Source organism: Serratia sp. CY47444 (genome assembly GCF_052168635.1).
In the GTDB taxonomy this organism is placed as follows: Bacteria; Pseudomonadota; Gammaproteobacteria; order Enterobacterales; family Enterobacteriaceae; genus Serratia; species Serratia bockelmannii.
The window spans coordinates 25,199-42,652 of record NZ_JBJNMH010000021.1 but is presented as its reverse complement, the minus strand read 5'-3'; the positions used below and the strand labels follow the sequence as shown (position 1 = coordinate 42,652).

The following is a 17,454-nucleotide window of genomic DNA, read 5'->3' as shown; positions in this document are numbered from 1 at the left end:
CCGGGTTACCAGTAGTGCTCGCTGGTGATGTGGCCCGGTTTGCGGCGCAGGTGTTTGCGCATTTTGCGGTGGTCTTTCAGCGTTTGCTGGGTGTCCCGCACCATTTGCGGGTTGCCGCACAGCATCACGTGGCTGGTTTCGGCGTCGATGGTCAAGCCGGTCGCCGCTTCCAGCCGGCCGTCCTCGATCAGCGCCGGCACGCGGCCGGTCAGTGAGCCGGGCGTTTCTTCGCGGCTGACGACGGTCTGGATGCGCAGCTTGCCGTTGTAGCGTTGTTGCAGTTGCTGCATCAGCGGCAGGTAGCTCAGGTCGCGCGCGAAACGCGCGGCGTGCACCAGCACCAGGTTGTTAAAGCGATCCAGTCCGATGCCCTGTTGCAGAATCGATAAATAGGGGCCGATGGCGGTGCCGGTCGCCAGCATCCACAGCGTGTCGCAGTCGGGCACCTCGTCCAGCACGAAGAAGCCGGCCGCTTCTTTGGTCACCATCACGTCCGAGCCTGGCCGCAGCTGATTGAGGCGCGGGCTCAGTTTGCCTTCCGGCACGGTGACCAGATAGAACTCCAGGTTGGCGTCATCGGGAGCATTGACGTAGGAATAGGCGCGCTGCACCCGTTCGCCGTCGATCTCCAGCGCCAGTTTGGCGAATTGCCCGGCGGTGAAAGGATCGATGGGGGCATTGACCACCAGGCTGAATAGCCCGTCGGTCCATTGTTTTACCTGCGTAACCTTGCCGTTTACCCATTCAGCCATACTCTAAAGCTCCCGTGGTCGAATCAAATAAGCACAATGTCGTGAGCCGGAAATGGCGTGCGCGGTGCGCTCTACCCGGTAGTCGTTGCCGAACAGGCGGTGAAACAGCTGTAGCTCGGAATTGCACAGGCTGCTGCAGCTGGAGCCGGCCACACCGACCGGACAGTGGTTTTCCACCAGCAGCGTACCGTGTGGATGATCGAGCAATTCGGCCATGTAACCGTCGTGTTGCCGCAGGCGCACCAGGCGGGCTAACCGGTCCTGATGGCTGCGCTCGGCGGACAGCTCTTCGGCATAACGCAGATAAAGCTGATCTTCGCGCGCGCTGAGCAACGGTTCCACCCCGGCGCCGCCAAACAGCTGCAGCGCGGATTCCCGCAGTCGCGCCTGATCGGCGGCCACATAGGCGTGCCCCCGTTCGGTCAGCGACCAGTAGCGCGTCGGGCGGCCGACCTTGCTGCGCGCTTCTTCGTAACAAACCAACTCACGTTTTTCCAGGGATTGCAGATGTTGTCGGATGCCCATCGGCGTGATGTCCAGACGCTCCGCCAGCATTTTGGCCGAGTGCGGGCCGAGAGCCTTTAACTGCAATAAAATCAGCTCAGGTGTTTTCATGAACCAAATCCCTATGGTGTTATTTTATTTCAAGTTGATGAAAATAATTATCGATTAAATGCTAAAGCCCGGCTACTGCAAGGGCGCTATTTTTAACTCCAAAGCGTTATACGTACAGTTTAATTTACGAGCCTGGTCGGGTTTGCTGCCAGTGTGACCTGGATCAATATCTGCCTGAAACTCGCTAAAAAAATCAGATTTGATTAGTTTATGCCGCCATAGAGGGCTGCTCGCCGTTCTGGCTGCTGCAACGGCCATACCGGGACGCTGTGACGAGTTGAAACGTTAACGAAGATAATGAGAAAACTAGAGAACTTTCACCTGCTGGTGATGCTTATCCTGTTGGTCGCCGTCGGCCAGATGGCGCAAACCATTTATGTTCCCGTGATTGCTGATATCGCCCACGATCTGTCGGTTCGTACCGGCGCCGTGCAACGGGTGATGGCGGCGTATCTGCTGACCTACGGTTTCTCCCAGCTGATTTACGGGCCAATATCGGATCGTATTGGGCGTCGTCCGGTGATCCTGACGGGTATGATGATCTTCCTGGTTGGCGCGCTGGGCGCGTTGCTGTCCACCAACCTGACGATGCTGGTCGCCGCCAGCGCCATCCAGGGGATGGGCACCGGCGTGGCGGGCGTGATGGCGCGCACCATGCCGCGCGATCTGTATGCCGGCACCGCGCTGCGCTATGCCAACAGCCTGCTGAACATGGGGATTTTGGTCAGTCCGCTGCTGGCGCCGGTGATCGGCGGCGCGCTGGCAATGGTGTTCGGCTGGCGCGCCTGTTACGCCTTCCTGCTGGCGCTGTGCGCCTGCGTCGCCTTCGCGATGTTCCGATGGTTGCCGGAAACCCGCCCGGTGCAAACTGAAAAACGCCGCATGCTGGCCAGTTTCCGCCAGCTGCTGAGCGACAGCACCTTCAGTTGCTATCTGGTGATGCTGATCGGCGCGCTGGCGGGGATTGCGGTATTTGAAGCCAGCTGCGGCGTGTTGATGGGTGGCGTGTTGGGGCTGAGCGGCCTGACCGTCAGCATCCTGTTCATTCTGCCGATCCCGGCGGCGTTTTTCGGTGCCTGGTACGCCGGGCGCGACGGCAAAACCTTCCACACCCTGATGTGGCATTCGGTGCTGAGCTGTCTATTGGCGGGAGCGATGATGTGGATCCCGGGCTGGTTCGGCGTGATGAACATCTGGACGCTGATCGTGCCGGCCGCGCTGTTCTTCTTCGGCGCCGGTATGCTGTTCCCGCTGGCGACCACCGGGGCGATGGAGCCGTTCCCTTACCTGGCCGGCGCAGCGGGCGCGCTGGTGGGCGGCATGCAGAATATGGGATCGGGGCTCGCGACCTGGCTTTCCGCCATGCTGCCGCAAACCGGGCAGTTCAGCCTCGGATTGCTGATGTTCGCGATGGCGCTGTTGATCCTGCTGTGCTGGTGGCCGCTGTCCAACCGGATGCAACATCAGGGGCATACCGCATAACACCCTCCCCGAACCGGCGCAGGCCTTAGTCTTGCAAGACGGCTGAGGTCATGCCGCCGGTTTTGACCCAGGTTATTACTGCGCTGTGGCGATCGGTATACACTTTACCGACAGTGTTTTTCCGGGTTATTCGCTATGTCATCACTGCAGTTCATTCAACGTGTTCCCGTCGGCTTCTTTGGGATGGTTCTGGGGGTTTTCGGCCTCGGCAGCGCCTGGCGATACGCCGCCACGCTCGGCTATGGCCCCGGCTGGCTGGGCGAGTCGCTCATCTTTCTCGGCAGCGCCATCTGGCTGACGCTGGCGCTGATCTATCTCTGCCGTTGCCTGATAGACTCACGCGCGGTGCGTGACGAGTTTCGCAGCAATACTCAGTTCAGCTTTATCAGCCTGCTTCCGGCGGGCGGCGTGCTGGTGTCCATCGGCCTGCATCCCTACAGCCTGCCGCTGGCGAATGGGCTGATGGTCGCGGGCTCCGTCGGCCAGCTCATCTTCTCGGCTTGGCGCTGTGCGCCATTGTGGCGCGGCGAGTTCGCGTCGGAGGCCACGACGCCGGGATTTTACTTGCCGACGGTGGCCGCTAACTTTATCTGCGCGATGGCGTTTGGCACCTCCGGCCACCCTGATATCGGCATGATGTTTCTTGGCGCCGGTTTGATTTCATGGCTGACCCTCGAACCCGCCATCATCCACCGTCTACGCACAAAGGCCGCGCTGCCGGCCGCCGCCCGCGGCGTTATCGGCATTCAGTTGGCTCCGGCCTTTGTCGCCTGCTACGCGTGGTTATGCGTCAATGGCAACGACTTCGATACGTTCGCCCTCATCCTGTTGGGCTACGGCCTGCTGCAGCTGTTCTTCATGTTCAGGTTGGTGCGTTGGTTTTTTGCCGGCGGCTTCAGCCCGGGCATGTGGGCTTTCTCGTTCGGCTTATCGGCAATGGCGAACGCGTCGCTGCGGTTGCTGCAGAGCCAGCGCGGGGAAGAGATGCAGGTGCTGGCCTGGGGGCTGTTCGTGTTGGCCAACCTGCTGCTCATCGGCCTGATGGTGAAGACGCTGTGGCTGCTGTTGCGCGGAAAACTGCTGCCCGCCAAAACCCCGGTGGCGGGATGAACCCGCCCTCAGCGGCTGCGGGGGGCGGTCTCTTGCCGGCTTACAGCAAAAACTCGTGCAGCGCCGGGTCCTTGCGATCCAGATAGTGGGTCGAACGGATGCGGCGGATGGTGCGCGACTTGCCGCGGATCAGCAGGGTTTCGGTCGTGGCCATGTTGCCCTGGCGGCTGATGCCCTCCAGCAGATCGCCCTTGGTGATGCCGGTGGCGGAGAAGATCACGTTGTCGTTGCGCGCCATCTGATCCAGACGCAGCGCCTGACCGGCTTCGATACCCATTTCCCGGCAGCGCGCCAGCTCCTGTTCGCCGATGCGGCGGTTTTCGGCGCTGTCGCCTTTCACCTTATGGCGCGGCAGCAAACGCGCCTGCATGTCGCCGTCCAGCGCGCGGATCACTGCGGCTGAGATCACCCCTTCCGGCGCGCCGCCGATGCCGTACATCACATCGACCTCGCTTTCCGGCATGCAGGTGAGAATGGAGGCCGCCACGTCGCCGTCAGGAATGGCGAATACCCGCACGCCCAGCTGCTGCATCTGCGCGATGACGCCGTCGTGGCGCGGTTTGGCCAACACGATGACCGTCAGCTGTGACAGCGGTTTGCTCAGCCGCGCGGCGACGTTCCGCAGGTTCTCCGCCAGCGGCAGATTGAGATCGATGGCGCCGCGCGCCGCCGGGCCGACCACCAGCTTCTCCATGTACATGTCCGGCGCGTGCAGGAAGGTGCCGCGATCGCCCACCGCCAAGACCGCCAGCGCGTTGGATTGGCCCATGGCGGTCATGCGGGTGCCTTCGATCGGATCAACAGCGATGTCGACCGCGTCGCCCTGGCCGCTGCCGACCTGTTCGCCGATATACAGCATCGGCGCTTCGTCGATCTCGCCTTCGCCGATCACGATGCGCCCATCGATGTCCACTTTGTTGAGCATGATGCGCATGGCGTGGACCGCCGCACCGTCGGCGGCGTTCTTGTCGCCGCGTCCCAGCCATTTGTAGCCCGCCAGCGCAGCGGCTTCGGTAACGCGGGAAAATTCGATGGCTAATTCACGTTTCATGGCAAACCTGTCTGTGAGAAAGGGAAGAAAATATCGGCAAAGTCTATCACAGCGCGGCGCCGGCGGGGGGCGGGGCAAAAAAAAGCGCCGCCCGCAGGCAGCGCAATTTGGGGGGTAACGGCAAGGCTGGGTTTAGTCGTGATCTTCCCACGCCTGCGCGCGTGCCACCGCTTTTTTCCAGCCGCTGTAGCGGTAGTTGCGTTCGGTGGTTTCGATGCTTGGGCGGAATTCACGCTCAATCACCGCTTTGCTCTTCACCTCATCCAGATCGTTCCAGTAGCCGATGGCCAGGCCCGCCAGGAACGCGGCGCCCAACGCCGTCGATTCACGCACTTCAGGGCGCTCTACGCGGGTGCCGAGGATATCGGACTGGAACTGCATCAGGAAGTTGTTGGCGACCGCGCCGCCGTCCACGCGCAGCGATTGCAGGCGGGTGTTGGCGTCGGCCTGCATGGCGTCCAGCACGTCGCGAGTCTGGAAGGCGATGGATTCCAGCGTGGCGCGGATGATGTGGTTGCTGTTGGCGCCGCGGGTCAGGCCAAAGATGGCGCCGCGGGCATACGGATCCCAGTAGGGCGCGCCCAGGCCGGTGAAGGCCGGCACCACGTAGACGCCGTTGCTGTCTTTCACTTTGGTGGCGAAATATTCGGAGTCGGCGGCGTCGCTGATCAGTTTCAGCTCGTCGCGCAGCCACTGGATAGACGCACCGCCGATGAACACCGCGCCTTCCAGCGCATAGTTCACTTCGCCGCGTGGGCCGCAGGCGATGGTGGTCAGCAGGCCGTTTTTCGAACGCACCGCTTCTTTGCCGGTGTTCATCAGCAGGAAGCAGCCGGTGCCGTAGGTGTTCTTCGCCATGCCCGGTTGAACGCACAGCTGGCCGTACAATGCCGCTTGCTGGTCACCGGCGATACCGGCGATAGGAATACGCGTGCCGCCCTTACCGCCGATGTTGGTCTGGCCGTACACCTCGGAGGAAGGACGGACTTTCGGCAGCATGGCGCGCGGGATATCCAGCACTTCCAGCATGCGCTCGTCCCAGTCCAGCTCGTGGATGTTGAACATCATGGTACGTGAGGCGTTGGTGTAATCGGTGACGTGTACGCGCCCCTGGGTCATCTTCCACACCAGCCAGGTATCGACGGTGCCGAACAGCAGTTCGCCGCGTTTGGCGCGCTCGCGGGCGCCTTCGACGTTGTCCAGGATCCACTTCACCTTGGTGCCGGAGAAGTACGGGTCAACCACCAGGCCGGTGTTGTGACGGATGTACTCTTCCAGGCCGTCGCGTTTGAGCTTCTCACAGATGTCGGCGGTGCGGCGGCACTGCCAGACGATGGCGTTGTAGACCGGCTTGCCGGTCTCTTTTTCCCAGACGATGGTGGTTTCGCGCTGGTTGGTGATGCCGATGCCGGCGATCTGATCGGAATTGATGTCGGCTTTCGCCAGCACTTCTACCAACGTCGAGCTTTGCGACGCCCAGATCTCCATCGGGTCGTGCTCAACCCAGCCGGCCTTTGGATAGATCTGCGGGAATTCGCGTTGCGATACCGCAACGATGTTGGCGTCGTGATCGAGCACGACGGCGCGTGAGCTGGTGGTCCCTTGGTCGAGTGCGACAATGTATTTTTTTTCTACAGTCATGGTAATTATCCTGCTGTTGTTAACCGTGTAAAACTGCACCCATCACGCTTTGCGCTGCTGGGTCTTGGCGTCGGGCTCTTCTTCCGTCACGCAGACGTCGCACGGCAGGTGGCGGCCAATCAGCGCGCGGTAACCGAAAGCGCCCAGGCCACAGCCGACGATAGGAGCGAAGATCGGCACCAGGAAGTATGGGATGTCGCGTGCGCCGGTGAAGGCGACTTTGCCCCAGCCGGCCAGGTAGGCGAACAGTTTCGGGCCGAAGTCACGCGCCGGGTTCAACGCAAAGCCGGTCAATGGTCCCATGGAGGCGCCGATCACGGCAATCAGAATACCGATCAGCAGCGGTGCCAGCGGGCCGCGCGGGATGCCGTTGCCGTCGTCGGTCAGCGCCAGGATCAGGCACATCAGGATTGCCGCGATCACCATTTCTACCAGGAAGGCCTGGCCGACGGAGATGTGCGCGTTAGGGTAAGTCGAGAAGATGCTGGCCAGTTCGAGGCTTTCGTTGCTGCCGCGCACCATGTGGTGCGCCGCTTCGAAGTCGAAGAACAGGTTGTAGTACAGCCCATAGACCAGGGCAGCGGCGCAGAAGGCGCCGGCGATCTGCGCAATGATGTAAGGCACCACTTTGCGCCCGTCGAAGCAGGCGAACAGCCACAGGGCGAGGGTGACCGCTGGGTTGAGATGCGCGCCGGAAATGGCGGCGGTCAGATAGATGGCCATGGCGACGCCAAGGCCCCAAATGATGCTGATTTCCCACTGGCCGAAGCTGGCGCCCGCCAGTTTCAGTGCGGCAACGCAGCCTACGCCAAAGAAGATCAGCAGCGCCGTGCCGAGGAACTCGGCGATGCACTGGCCTTTTAATGTCGGACTGGTGGTTTGGCTCATAATGTTGGTGTCCTGCAAAACGGCGGTTGTTGGTTTATAGGCTCAGTTGGGTAGAGATCCGGCCTATGGGCACATTTTTTTTCATCTCGTCCAATTATTGAATGAGGACGTGATGTAAATTTATCGTTAACGAACATAAACGAGAAATAGCGAAATCAAAATGTGTGTGGCGCGTCATAAAATTGAGCGATTTCGCGTCGTTTAGTGTTCTTTCTGAGCCATAAAAGTGTGATCTGACCAGTGGTTTGGTGAGGGCTGTTAACAACTCGCGGCGATGATGGTGGGGATTTTCAGTTTTTACTGATGGTGAGGGCAGGAAAATTGCAACAGACTGCGCGATGATCCGGTATGTTGCTAGACAGGCGGAGACTGGCTACTTACAATCGTTTTTAACGAATCGAGACTGGCGCGCCTTCCGTAACGGCGCGCGTCACTGAGCGCGATGCAATATTCGCAGTAGCTGCAGCCGACGTTGCGGCCGCTACTTATAGATGTACGCCTTGCTATCATGAGGGGACTGAAGCATGTCATTTGAAGTATTTGAGAAACTGGAAGCAAAAGTACAGCAGGCGATTGATACCATCACCTTGTTGCAGATGGAAATTGAAGAGCTGAAAGACAAAAACAACTCTCTGTCGCAGGAAGTTCAGGCTGCCTCCGGCAACCACGAAGCGCTGGTGCGCGAAAACCAACAGCTGAAAGAAGAACAGCACGTATGGCAAGATCGCCTGCGCGCGCTGCTGGGCAAAATGGAAGAGGTCTGATTCCTCACGTCATGCAGCAACGAAAAGGGCGCCTCAGGCGCCCTTTTTCATGTCCGAAAATCACTCGATGTCGAGCGGGTCTTCGGAGAGGATGATGCCGGTGTTGTCGGCATACAGGTGATCGCCGGAGAAGAAGGTGACGCCACCGAAGTTGACGCGGATATCGCTTTCGCCCACGCCTTCGCTTACGGCACCCGCCGGGATCGCCGCCATCGCCTGAATGCCGATGTCGAGCTCTTCCAGATCGTCCACCTGGCGCACCGCGCCGTACACCACGATGCCTTCCCATTCGTTCTGGGCGGCCAGGCGCGCCAGTTCGGCGTTGATCAGCGCCCGGCGAACCGAACCGCCGCCGTCGACCAACAGCACGCGGCCGCGGCCGTTTTCTTCAAGCAGATCGAATAACAGGCCGTTATCCTCAAAGCATTTCACCGTGGTGATCTGCCCGCCAAATGAAGTACGCCCGCCAAAATTGGAGAACAGAGGTTCAACAACGTTCACCTCTTCATGATAGATGTCGCAAAGTTCGGAAGTATCGTATTTCATAGGATTTTACGTCTGTTTGCCGCAGGAATGTTCAGTATATCCCTTTATTCGCCCTGTTGGCAAAATCATCAGTTTTTAACTGAGCGCCACGCCGATGGCGAACAGCAGGTTGGCCAGCAACGCCGCCTTGACCATGTGCTCCAGCATCGGCCGCATGCCGACCGGCGTCGGATCGCGCAGCACGCGCAGGCCGTGGCGCACCAGCAGCGGGATCGCCAGCACGAACAGCCAACCCCACGGACTGTGGAGGTTGAACAGCGTAAACAGCGCGAAACACAGCACCGCGCCGCCGAGCAGCAGGGCATGGTAAATGCGCGCCTTGTGCGGGCCGAGACGCACCGCCAGCGTATTCTTGCCGTTTTCGCGATCGCTCTCGATATCGCGCAGATTGTTGATGTTGAGCACCGCCGTCGCCAGCAGGCCACAGGCGGTGGCCGGCAGCATCACGACGCTGTCGAAGGTGTGCGTTTGCAAATAGTAGGTGCCGGCCACGCTCAGCCAGCCGAAGAACACCAGCACCGAGATGTCGCCCAGCCCCAAATACCCGTAGGGCTTATTGCCGACGGTATAGGTGATGGCCGCCACGATAGACAGCCCGCCCAGCACCAGGAAGCCCACCACGTCGCTGGGTTGCTCGCAGGCGACGGCGATCAGCGAACAGCCGGCGAGGGCGATCAGCACCACCGTCACCACCAATGCCCGTTTCATCTGCGCCTGGGTGATCATGCCTTTTTGCATGCCGCGCAAGGGCCCGATGCGATCTTCTTTGTCGCTGCCTTTGACCGCATCGCCGTAGTCGTTAGCCAGGTTGGAGAGGATCTGCAGCAGACCGGCGGTCAACAGCGCCAGCAGCGCCACTTCAGGTTTCAGGCTGCCGTGCCAGGCGGCGATCGCCGAGCCGACTACGATGGAGGCAAAGGCCAACGGCAGGGTGCGGGGGCGTAGACTTTCCAGCCAGGCGGAAATCGGGGTGGTGGAGGTTGATGAGCTCATGTTTCGCTTCTGTCAGTAAGTTGCGGTGTCCGTTAGAAATAATTGTGGGAGGCAATGCCTCCCACACAGATGACTGACAAGACAATGATTGAGCGATTATAGGATAAAACGACTCAAATCTTCATCCGCCACCAGTTCATCCAGATGACTGCGCACGTAATCCGCATCAATTGTAATGGATTGGCCATTAATTTCACTCGCATCGTAGGAAATATCTTCCATCAGACGCTCCAGCACGGTGTGCAGACGACGCGCGCCGATGTTCTCGGTGCTTTCGTTGACCTGCCACGCGGCTTCGGCGATGCGGCGGATGCCGTCGGCGGTGAATTCGATATTGACGCCTTCGGTGCCCATCAGCGCTTTGTACTGTTCGGTCAGCGATGCGCTCGGCTCGGTCAGGATGCGCTCGAAGTCTTCGGTAGTCAGCGCCTGCAGCTCAACGCGGATCGGCAGACGGCCCTGCAGTTCCGGGATAAGATCCGACGGATTGGCGGTCTGGAACGCGCCGGAAGCGATGAACAGGATGTGGTCGGTCTTCACCATACCGTGTTTGGTGGACACGGTGCAGCCTTCCACCAGCGGCAGCAGATCGCGTTGCACGCCTTCGCGCGAGACGTCCGGGCCGGAGCTCTGGCCGCCGCGCTTACAGATTTTGTCGATCTCATCGATAAACACGATGCCGTGCTGTTCAACCGCTTCGATCGCCTGCTCTTTCAGCTCTTCCGGGTTCACCAGCTTGGCGGCTTCTTCTTCCACCAGCAGCTTGAAGGCTTCTTTGATCTTCACCTTGCGCGGCTTTTGCTTCTGGCCGCCGAGGTTCTGGAACATCGACTGCAACTGGTTGGTCATCTCTTCCATGCCCGGAGGCGCCATGATTTCCACGCCCATCGGCGCGGCGGCCAGATCGATTTCGATCTCTTTGTCGTCCAGCTGGCCTTCGCGCAGTTTCTTGCGGAATGCCTGACGGGCGGCGGACGGCTCCTGATGCTCTTCCGGCTGGCCCCAGTTGTTCTTGGCCGGCGGGATCAGCACGTCGAGAATGCGCTCTTCGGCCAACTCTTCGGCACGGGTGCGGTTTTTCTCGATCGACTGCATACGCACCATTTTGATGGCAGCATCGGTCAGATCGCGGATGATGGAGTCCACTTCTTTGCCCACATAGCCCACTTCGGTGAACTTGGTGGCTTCAACCTTGATGAACGGCGCGTTGGCCAGCTTCGCCAGACGACGGGCGATTTCGGTTTTACCGACGCCGGTCGGGCCGATCATCAGAATGTTTTTCGGGGTCACTTCGTGGCGCAGCATCTCGTTGAGCTGCATCCGGCGCCAGCGGTTGCGCAGGGCAATGGCGACAGCGCGTTTGGCCTTGTTTTGGCCAATGATATAGCTGTCCAGTTCGCTGACGATCTCGCGCGGGGTCATTTCAGACATGGTATTCGATCCTTACGCTTTGGAAGGCAATTCTTCAATGGTGTGGAAATGGTTGGTGTAAATACAGATGTCACCGGCGATGTTGAGGGATTTCTCAACGATATCGCGGGCGCTCAGCTCGGTATTTTCCAACATGGCGCGGGCGGCGGCCTGAGCGTACGGGCCGCCGGAACCGATGGCGATCAGATCGTTTTCCGGCTGCACCACATCGCCGTTGCCGGTGATGATCAGCGAAGCGGTTTCATCAGCGACTGCCAGCAGCGCTTCGAGCTTGCGCAACATGCGGTCGGTGCGCCAATCTTTCGCCAGCTCCACGGCGGCTTTCACCAGGTGGCCCTGATGCATTTCCAGTTTGCGTTCAAACAGTTCAAACAGCGTGAAGGCGTCAGCGGTGCCACCGGCGAAACCGGCGATCACTTTGTCGTTATACAGGCGACGCACTTTCTTGACGTTACCCTTCATCACCGTATTACCCAGGGTTGCCTGGCCATCACCACCGATGACGACCTGGCCGTTGCGGCGTACGCTTACAATTGTTGTCACGAGCAGACCCTCGTTAAAGACGGAAAGAAGTCCCCGCAGCGCCTGCTTTCGCAGACGCTACGAGGCATATTGAGAGTATAGATGGGGGGGGATTGACGCTTTTCAACCCCCAACGGAGAGGGGAATGCAACTCGACATGCCGACGCCCTTCAGGCGCGAAAGGGTTTTGTCCGCTGCGGCGCGGCTGCTGTAGGGGCCGAGCACCACGCGATTCCAGCCGCCGCCGGCGGTGATGCGGCTCTCGATGCCTTCGAACGCCAGGCGCGCACGCACGGATTCAGCCTGATCGGTGGCGCGGAACGAACCGCATTGCACCATCCACTTCTGCTTCGACTCCGGTTTGGTTTCCTGCTTGGCCGTTTCCTGTTTCACTTCCGGTTTCGGCTCCGGCTCCGGCTTCGGTTGCGGCTTCGGCTCAGGCTGTTTCACCTGCACCGGCGGTGGGGTGACCGGCTTCGGCTGCTGGTGCTGCTGCACCGGCGCGGTGGTGGCCCCGTTGTTGAATGGGTTGCGCGGCGCCTGGGTAACCTGCTGCTGCTGTACCGGCTGCTGCTGCATTTGCTGTTGTTGCATCTGCTGCTGCTGGCGGTTACTGCGCGCGTTGACCTGGCCCGGATCGTTATACGGCACTTCGTTCAGCTGCGTCGGGCGCTGCTGCATGTCGGCCTGCATCTGCTCCAGCAACTGCCGCTGTTCGGCGGTCAGCTGAGTTTTGGAATTGAGCTCGCCGCCGGCCGTCGGTTCGGTCGGTGTTTGCACGCCGATCTGCCGGTTTTCCAGCTCTTTGATGTAGCGCCAGCGCTCTTCCGGCTTCGGCGGCAGGCCGTTGCCGGGGCGCGTGGTGTGCGCAGGCAACAACGGCGCGTCTTCCGGCTTGTTGTGGGTAATGAAATAGAGGCCACCGACAAAGATAACCAGCAACGCGGCGGCTAACGCCAGCACGGTTTTGGAAACCTTCGGAGAACTGCGTTTTTTACGGCTGGGGGTTTTACGCTTAGCTCCTGCTGCGCGCCCACGGCTTACATAGTCTTTTTGTGCCACTATTATTCCGCTGTGTCCTGATGAGAGGATAAGTCCGTCATGTTACTGAACCCTAAAATATTTGACTAGCGTTTCGGGGCAGCGGTGCTGCCTCTGATAATCAATTCACTGTCCAACAGCCGGGAGCCGCTGGCCACCGTCTGGCCGTTCAACTGCTCCAACAGCAATAACATCGCCTGTTGGCCTATCTGGAAACGCGGCTGCGCCACCGTGGTCAGCGGCGGATCGCAATATTGCGCCAGCTTGAGGTCGTCAAAGCCGACGATCGACAGATCCTGCGGTACCCGCAGCCCCATTTTCTTCGCCTGGGACAGCACGCCGATCGCCATGACATCGCTGTGGCAGAATACCGCCGTCGGCGGTTTCGGCTGAGCCATCAGCTGGGTCAGCGCTTGCGCGCCGGCTTCGTAGGTAAAATCACCCCGGGTAATATAGCTGCTTTCGACGGTAATGCCATTACGACGTAGCGCTTGAACGTAACCCTGTAGCCGATAATGGCTCAGCGGCATCTGTTCCGGCCCGGCGACGCAGGCGATCTGCCGGTGGCCCAGTTGATGCAAATAATGCACGGCTTCAAAGGCGGCGGTCAGGTTGTCGATATGCACCGTCGGCAGTTCCAGCTCGGGCGCGAACTCGTTGGCCATCACCATCGGCGGCAGGTTGCGCTGCTCTTCCTTGCTGGCGTCGAACGGCAGGTTAGAGCCCAGCAGCAGCATGCCGTCGATCTGTTTGGTGATGATCAGATTGACGAAGGTGCGTTCTTGCTGGTTTTGCTGCGCGCAGTCGCCGATCAGCACCAGATAGCCTTGTTGGGCGGCGGTCTGTTCGATCCCCTGGATCACATCGGCGAAAAACGGATCGCAGATGTCGGGCACGATCACCAGGATGGTGCGGGATTCGTTGCGCTTGATATTGCGTGACAGAGCATGAGGAGAATAACCCACGGCCAGGACGGCCTGTTCCACCTTCTGGCGCGTCGGCGTTGACACCTTTTCCGGGTTCATCAGCGCACGCGATACGGTAGCCGTTGAAACGCCCGCCATTTCGGCGACGTCTTTCATGGTCGCCATGGATAACTCTTTCTTGTGTTCCAACGCCTTTCTCCTTGCGTCAGCCCCATGCCGACGCCACTACTGCTGTTTGCTCACAATGTCCGGCATGCGGTGGCGAGATTGTTGTCATTGAGCGCCACTCGCGTTCGGGCACTCCGTCGCGCTGCGATGTGGCGACAAAATTTGCCCTCGCAGACATTCTAAACAGAATACGCCCCGCCTTTGTTACCTAATTTGCATAAAAAATGTGACCTGAGAAGGTTTTTTAGCGTTCGCTCGCAATTTCAAGGGTAAACGTTTGCACTGCGGCAGCTAAATCGGACTTTTCCGGGATCAGCTGTCGATCGGATCGACATCCAGCGTCCATTTCACCTTGCGCGTTTGCGGCAGGGTGCCGATCAGCGGCAGCGAGCTTTTCATCAGCTGTTGCAGGACGCGCCGCGTCGGATGTTGCAGCAACAGCTGCCAGCGGAAACGGCCGCCGCGTTTCGACTGCAGCGCCGGCACCGGGCCCATCACCCACAGCGAGTCGTCCTTCAGCGGGCTGGCTTCCAACAGATTGCGCAGCTGCTGCAAGAACAACGGGGCCTGCTGGTTGTCGTGATCTTCGGCGCGCACGATGATGTGGCTGGTGTAAGGCGGCAGAAACACGCTGTTGCGCTCCGCCAGCGTCTGTTTGGCGAAGGCGTCGTAACCCTGTTGCAGCAGCACCTGCAGCAGCGGGTGCTCCGGATGGTGGGTTTGCAGCAGCACTTCACCCTGTTTGCCCGCGCGGCCGGCACGCCCGGAGACCTGGGTATACAGCTGAGCGAAACGCTCGGCGGAGCGGAAGTCGGCGGAGAACAGCGCGCCGTCCACGTCCAGCAACGCCACCAGCGTGACGTCGGGAAAATGGTGGCCTTTGGCGAGCATCTGTGTGCCGATCAGAATGCGCGCTTCGCCGCGATGAATATCCGCCAGGTGTTGCTCCAGCGATCCTTTGCGGCTGGTGGTGTCACGATCGATGCGGGTGATCGGCGTGTCGGGGAACAGCGGCGCCAGCTCATGCTCCAGCTGTTCGGTGCCGACGCCGACCGACACCAGATGGGTGGATCCGCACTGTGGGCACTGGTGCGGCACCGGTCGCTGGCTGTCGCAGTGGTGGCAGCGCAGCTGACGCTGATGCTGGTGGAAGGTGTAGTAGTGATCGCAGCGCTGGCACTCGGCGATCCAACCGCACTCGTGGCACAGCAGCGCCGGGGCGTAACCGCGGCGGTTGAGGAACAGCATCACCTGGTTGCCGGCTTTTAAATGGTGCTGCATGCTTTTCAAAAGCGGTTGCGACAGGCCGACCTTCAGCGGCAGCCCTTTCAGATCGATCAGGTGCTGCGCCGCCGGTTTGGCGTTGCCCGCGCGCTGGGTGAGCTTCAACTGGCGATATTTGCCCAGTTGCACGTTGTGCAGCGTTTCCAGTGCCGGCGTGGCGGAGCCCATCACCATCGGGATGTCTTCTTCCCGGGCGCGGAACACCGCCAGATCGCGGGCGTGGTAGCGCCAGCCTTCCTGCTGTTTATAAGAGCTGTCGTGCTCTTCGTCGATGATGATCACGCCCAGCTGCCGGAATGGCGTGAACAGCGCCGAACGGGTGCCGATGACGATGGCGGCTTCGCCGCTGCGCGCGCGCAGCCAAACCGCCAGCCGCTCGCTGTCGTTCAACCCGGAGTGCAGCACGTCCACCGGCGCGTTGAAGCGCTCGCGAAAGCGGGCGATGGTTTGCGGCGTCAGGCCGATTTCCGGTACCAGCACCAGCGCCTGTCGGCCTTTGGCCAGCACGTTTTCCAGCACGCTGAGGTACACCTCGGTCTTGCCTGAGCCGGTCACCCCGGCCAGCAGCCAGGCGGCGAACTGCTCATCCTCGCTTCTGATCGCCCCGACGGCGGTGGCCTGTTCGGTATTCAGCCGCAGCCGTTCGCCGAGCACCGCGAAGTTGGGGCGCCAGTCGTGCGTATCCGCGACCTGAGCGCGCAGATCGATCAGCCCTTTGGCGCGCAGCGCCTGCAGGGCGCTTTCCGTCAGCTCCAACTGGCTGACCTGATGGCGATAGACCGGGCGTTGCAGCAGCGCCGCCAGCGCCTGCTGCTGTTTCGGCGCGCGTTTCAGGCTTTCGGGTGGGGTGGCGCGCCCCTCTTCGGTGGCGAACCATTGCCACAGCGGCGCGGCTTCGGCCGGTTTGCCTTGCCGCAGCAGGATCGGCAGCGCGTGAAACAGCACTTCGCCGATGGGGTAGTGATAGTAATCGCTGGCCCAGCGCAGGATGCGCCACAGGCTGGGGGAGAACAGCGATTCCGTGTCGATCACGCTGTCGATCGGTTTGAGCTTATCCAGCGGCAGTTCGCTGGTGTCGCTGCAGCCGGTGACGATGCCGATCGCATGCTGCCTGCCCCAGGGCACGCCCACGCGCGCGCCGGCCACCGGCTGCATGCCGGGCGGCAGCAGATAGTCGAAGGTGCGGGCGAGGGGGACCGGTAAGGCAACGTGTACGACGGGCATGATCTCATCCAAATTGAAAAAAGTGGGCATCAGTTTACACGGCGCATCGGCAAATGTACGGTTCCGATTGCGCGCCTCGGCTAATGCTGTATAATTTGCCGCCTTTGGTATAATTCGATACCAAAATTCTATTATCAACCACGTGTGGTGTCTGGCGAAACAGGGCTGGATAGCGACACGGCCTTAACTGAGGTTTCCCATGAAACAAGGTATCCACCCAAAATACGAAGAAGTTACTGCTAACTGCTCTTGCGGTAACGTGATGAAGATCCGCTCCACCGTGGGCCACGATCTGAACCTGGACGTTTGTGGCGCATGCCACCCGTTCTACACTGGCAAGCAGCGTGACGTTGCTACCGGTGGCCGCGTTGACCGCTTCAACAAGCGTTTCAGCGTACCAGGCGCTAAGAAATAAGATTTCTTATCGTCCGATGAAAAAGGCGCCTTTGGCGCCTTTTTTCGTTTCTGCCGCCGGCGTTCGCCGGGCGGTTCTCAATATTCCCAGGTATCGGGATCGACACCCAGTTCGCGCATCAACACTTTTGCGGCTTCCGGGATTTCATCGCTGCGCTCTTTGCGCAGGTCTTCATCGTTCGGCAGCGGCTGGCCGGTAAAGGCATGCAGAAACGCTTCGCACAGCAGTTCGCTGTTGGTGGCGTGGCGCAGGTTGTTCACCTGGCGACGGGTCCGTTCGTCGGTGAGGATTTTCAGGACCTTCAGCGGAATGGATACCGTGATCTTTTTGACTTGCTCGCTTTTTTTACCGTGTTCAGCGTAAGGGCTGACATACTCGCCGTTCCACTCAGCCATGGGACACCTTAACTTTGTCAGAAAAATTACAAAATTCTAAAAACCGGCCAATTATGCCCGATCTTCACTGTTCTCACTAAATAAATGTCAATTTTACGCGACCAGGGTCACTGAATGCCCCGCTTCGGTCAGGCATTGCCGCTTAACATCTTATCGTCATGTCATATCGGCATAATTTTAGCGGGTATTGTGTCATTGCTCAATCT

At 60.0% G+C, this 17,454-nt stretch carries 17 protein-coding genes; 4 read left to right on the top strand and 13 right to left on the bottom strand.

Annotated features, from left to right (window positions below; translation table 11 throughout):
* Nucleotides 1-5: 5 nt before the first annotated feature.
* A complete protein-coding gene (fpr, locus tag ACJ8IL_RS21535) occupies nt 6-752 on the bottom strand; it encodes a ferredoxin--NADP(+) reductase (RefSeq protein WP_442516824.1) in 747 nt (248 codons plus the stop codon).
* A 3-nt stretch (nt 753-755) separates the two neighbouring features.
* Nucleotides 756-1,367, bottom strand: coding sequence for a helix-turn-helix transcriptional regulator (locus ACJ8IL_RS21530; RefSeq protein ID WP_442516823.1), 612 nt, complete (start codon nt 1,365-1,367; stop codon nt 756-758).
* A 297-nt stretch (nt 1,368-1,664) separates the two neighbouring features.
* Between ACJ8IL_RS21530 and emrD the strand changes: the two genes are divergently transcribed.
* Both emrD and tehA read left to right on the top strand, forming a co-directional pair.
* Nucleotides 1,665-2,849, top strand: coding sequence for a multidrug efflux MFS transporter EmrD (gene emrD / locus ACJ8IL_RS21525; protein ID WP_025304666.1), 1,185 nt, complete (start codon nt 1,665-1,667; stop codon nt 2,847-2,849).
* A gap of 135 nt (nt 2,850-2,984) precedes the next feature.
* Entirely contained in the window at nt 2,985-3,959 is a 975-nt protein-coding gene (gene tehA / locus ACJ8IL_RS21520) for a dicarboxylate transporter/tellurite-resistance protein TehA (protein WP_141971943.1), read from the top strand.
* Between the two features lie 40 nt (nt 3,960-3,999).
* Here tehA and glpX read toward each other — a convergent pair whose 3' ends face one another.
* From glpX to ACJ8IL_RS21505, 3 genes are all read right to left on the bottom strand, one after another.
* On the bottom strand, nt 4,000-5,010 hold the full coding sequence (gene glpX / locus ACJ8IL_RS21515; protein ID WP_025304665.1) for a class II fructose-bisphosphatase: 1,011 nt from the start codon (nt 5,008-5,010) through the stop codon (nt 4,000-4,002).
* A 132-nt stretch (nt 5,011-5,142) separates the two neighbouring features.
* Nucleotides 5,143-6,651 carry a glycerol kinase GlpK gene (gene glpK / locus ACJ8IL_RS21510; protein ID WP_025304664.1) on the bottom strand — a complete coding sequence of 503 codons (1,509 nt, stop codon included), beginning with the start codon at nt 6,649-6,651 and terminating at the stop codon, nt 5,143-5,145.
* A gap of 42 nt (nt 6,652-6,693) precedes the next feature.
* Entirely contained in the window at nt 6,694-7,539 is an 846-nt protein-coding gene (locus ACJ8IL_RS21505; protein WP_049195738.1) for an MIP/aquaporin family protein, read from the bottom strand.
* Nucleotides 7,540-8,063: 524 nt separating this feature from the next.
* On the opposite strand from ACJ8IL_RS21505, the gene zapB reads away from it, so the two are divergent.
* Nucleotides 8,064-8,303, top strand: a complete 240-nt coding sequence (zapB, locus tag ACJ8IL_RS21500) for a septal ring assembly protein ZapB (protein ID WP_004931092.1) — start codon at nt 8,064-8,066, stop codon at nt 8,301-8,303.
* 60 nt (nt 8,304-8,363) lie between these two features.
* Here the strand turns inward: zapB and rraA are convergent, their stop codons facing one another.
* The 7 genes from rraA to priA form a co-directional block, all read right to left on the bottom strand.
* Nucleotides 8,364-8,849 (bottom strand): ribonuclease E activity regulator RraA, encoded by a 486-nt coding sequence (gene rraA / locus ACJ8IL_RS21495; RefSeq protein ID WP_004931090.1) that lies wholly within the window; start codon nt 8,847-8,849, stop codon nt 8,364-8,366.
* Nucleotides 8,850-8,924: 75 nt separating this feature from the next.
* Entirely contained in the window at nt 8,925-9,842 is a 918-nt protein-coding gene (locus ACJ8IL_RS21490; RefSeq protein WP_015379416.1) for a 1,4-dihydroxy-2-naphthoate polyprenyltransferase, read from the bottom strand.
* A gap of 96 nt (nt 9,843-9,938) precedes the next feature.
* Entirely contained in the window at nt 9,939-11,273 is a 1,335-nt protein-coding gene (hslU, locus tag ACJ8IL_RS21485; RefSeq protein ID WP_025304663.1) for an HslU--HslV peptidase ATPase subunit, read from the bottom strand.
* A 12-nt stretch (nt 11,274-11,285) separates the two neighbouring features.
* Nucleotides 11,286-11,816, bottom strand: a complete 531-nt coding sequence (gene hslV, locus ACJ8IL_RS21480) for an ATP-dependent protease subunit HslV (RefSeq protein ID WP_004931085.1) — start codon at nt 11,814-11,816, stop codon at nt 11,286-11,288.
* A 102-nt stretch (nt 11,817-11,918) separates the two neighbouring features.
* Nucleotides 11,919-12,857 (bottom strand): cell division protein FtsN, encoded by a 939-nt coding sequence (gene ftsN, locus ACJ8IL_RS21475; protein WP_442516822.1) that lies wholly within the window; start codon nt 12,855-12,857, stop codon nt 11,919-11,921.
* A gap of 65 nt (nt 12,858-12,922) precedes the next feature.
* Nucleotides 12,923-13,951: a DNA-binding transcriptional regulator CytR gene (cytR, locus tag ACJ8IL_RS21470; protein ID WP_025304661.1), complete on the bottom strand. Its 1,029-nt coding sequence runs from the start codon at nt 13,949-13,951 to the stop codon at nt 12,923-12,925.
* A gap of 291 nt (nt 13,952-14,242) precedes the next feature.
* Nucleotides 14,243-16,438, bottom strand: a complete 2,196-nt coding sequence (gene priA, locus ACJ8IL_RS21465; protein ID WP_346421478.1) for a primosomal protein N' — start codon at nt 16,436-16,438, stop codon at nt 14,243-14,245.
* Nucleotides 16,439-16,637: 199 nt separating this feature from the next.
* Here priA and rpmE point away from each other — a divergent pair, with 199 nt between their 5' ends.
* A complete protein-coding gene (rpmE, locus tag ACJ8IL_RS21460) occupies nt 16,638-16,853 on the top strand; it encodes a 50S ribosomal protein L31 (RefSeq protein WP_004931078.1) in 216 nt (71 codons plus the stop codon).
* A gap of 77 nt (nt 16,854-16,930) precedes the next feature.
* On the opposite strand, the gene metJ is transcribed toward rpmE, so the two are convergent.
* Nucleotides 16,931-17,248, bottom strand: a complete 318-nt coding sequence (gene metJ, locus ACJ8IL_RS21455; RefSeq protein WP_006317756.1) for a met regulon transcriptional regulator MetJ — start codon at nt 17,246-17,248, stop codon at nt 16,931-16,933.
* Nucleotides 17,249-17,454: the final 206 nt, after the last annotated feature.

Coding starts and splice junctions, on each gene's coding strand:
- priA (WP_346421478.1), bottom strand. CDS start 16,438: ATGCCCGTCGTACACGTTGCCTTACCGGTCCCCCTCGCCCGCACCTTC.
- ACJ8IL_RS21490 (WP_015379416.1), bottom strand. CDS start 9,842: ATGAGCTCATCAACCTCCACCACCCCGATTTCCGCCTGGCTGGAAAGT.
- zapB (WP_004931092.1), top strand. CDS start 8,064: ATGTCATTTGAAGTATTTGAGAAACTGGAAGCAAAAGTACAGCAGGCG.
- emrD (WP_025304666.1), top strand. CDS start 1,665: ATGAGAAAACTAGAGAACTTTCACCTGCTGGTGATGCTTATCCTGTTG.
- fpr (WP_442516824.1), bottom strand. CDS start 752: ATGGCTGAATGGGTAAACGGCAAGGTTACGCAGGTAAAACAATGGACC.
- glpK (WP_025304664.1), bottom strand. CDS start 6,651: ATGACTGTAGAAAAAAAATACATTGTCGCACTCGACCAAGGGACCACC.
- rraA (WP_004931090.1), bottom strand. CDS start 8,849: ATGAAATACGATACTTCCGAACTTTGCGACATCTATCATGAAGAGGTG.
- glpX (WP_025304665.1), bottom strand. CDS start 5,010: ATGAAACGTGAATTAGCCATCGAATTTTCCCGCGTTACCGAAGCCGCT.
- metJ (WP_006317756.1), bottom strand. CDS start 17,248: ATGGCTGAGTGGAACGGCGAGTATGTCAGCCCTTACGCTGAACACGGT.
- tehA (WP_141971943.1), top strand. CDS start 2,985: ATGTCATCACTGCAGTTCATTCAACGTGTTCCCGTCGGCTTCTTTGGG.
- rpmE (WP_004931078.1), top strand. CDS start 16,638: ATGAAACAAGGTATCCACCCAAAATACGAAGAAGTTACTGCTAACTGC.
- ACJ8IL_RS21505 (WP_049195738.1), bottom strand. CDS start 7,539: ATGAGCCAAACCACCAGTCCGACATTAAAAGGCCAGTGCATCGCCGAG.
- hslU (WP_025304663.1), bottom strand. CDS start 11,273: ATGTCTGAAATGACCCCGCGCGAGATCGTCAGCGAACTGGACAGCTAT.
- ACJ8IL_RS21530 (WP_442516823.1), bottom strand. CDS start 1,367: ATGAAAACACCTGAGCTGATTTTATTGCAGTTAAAGGCTCTCGGCCCG.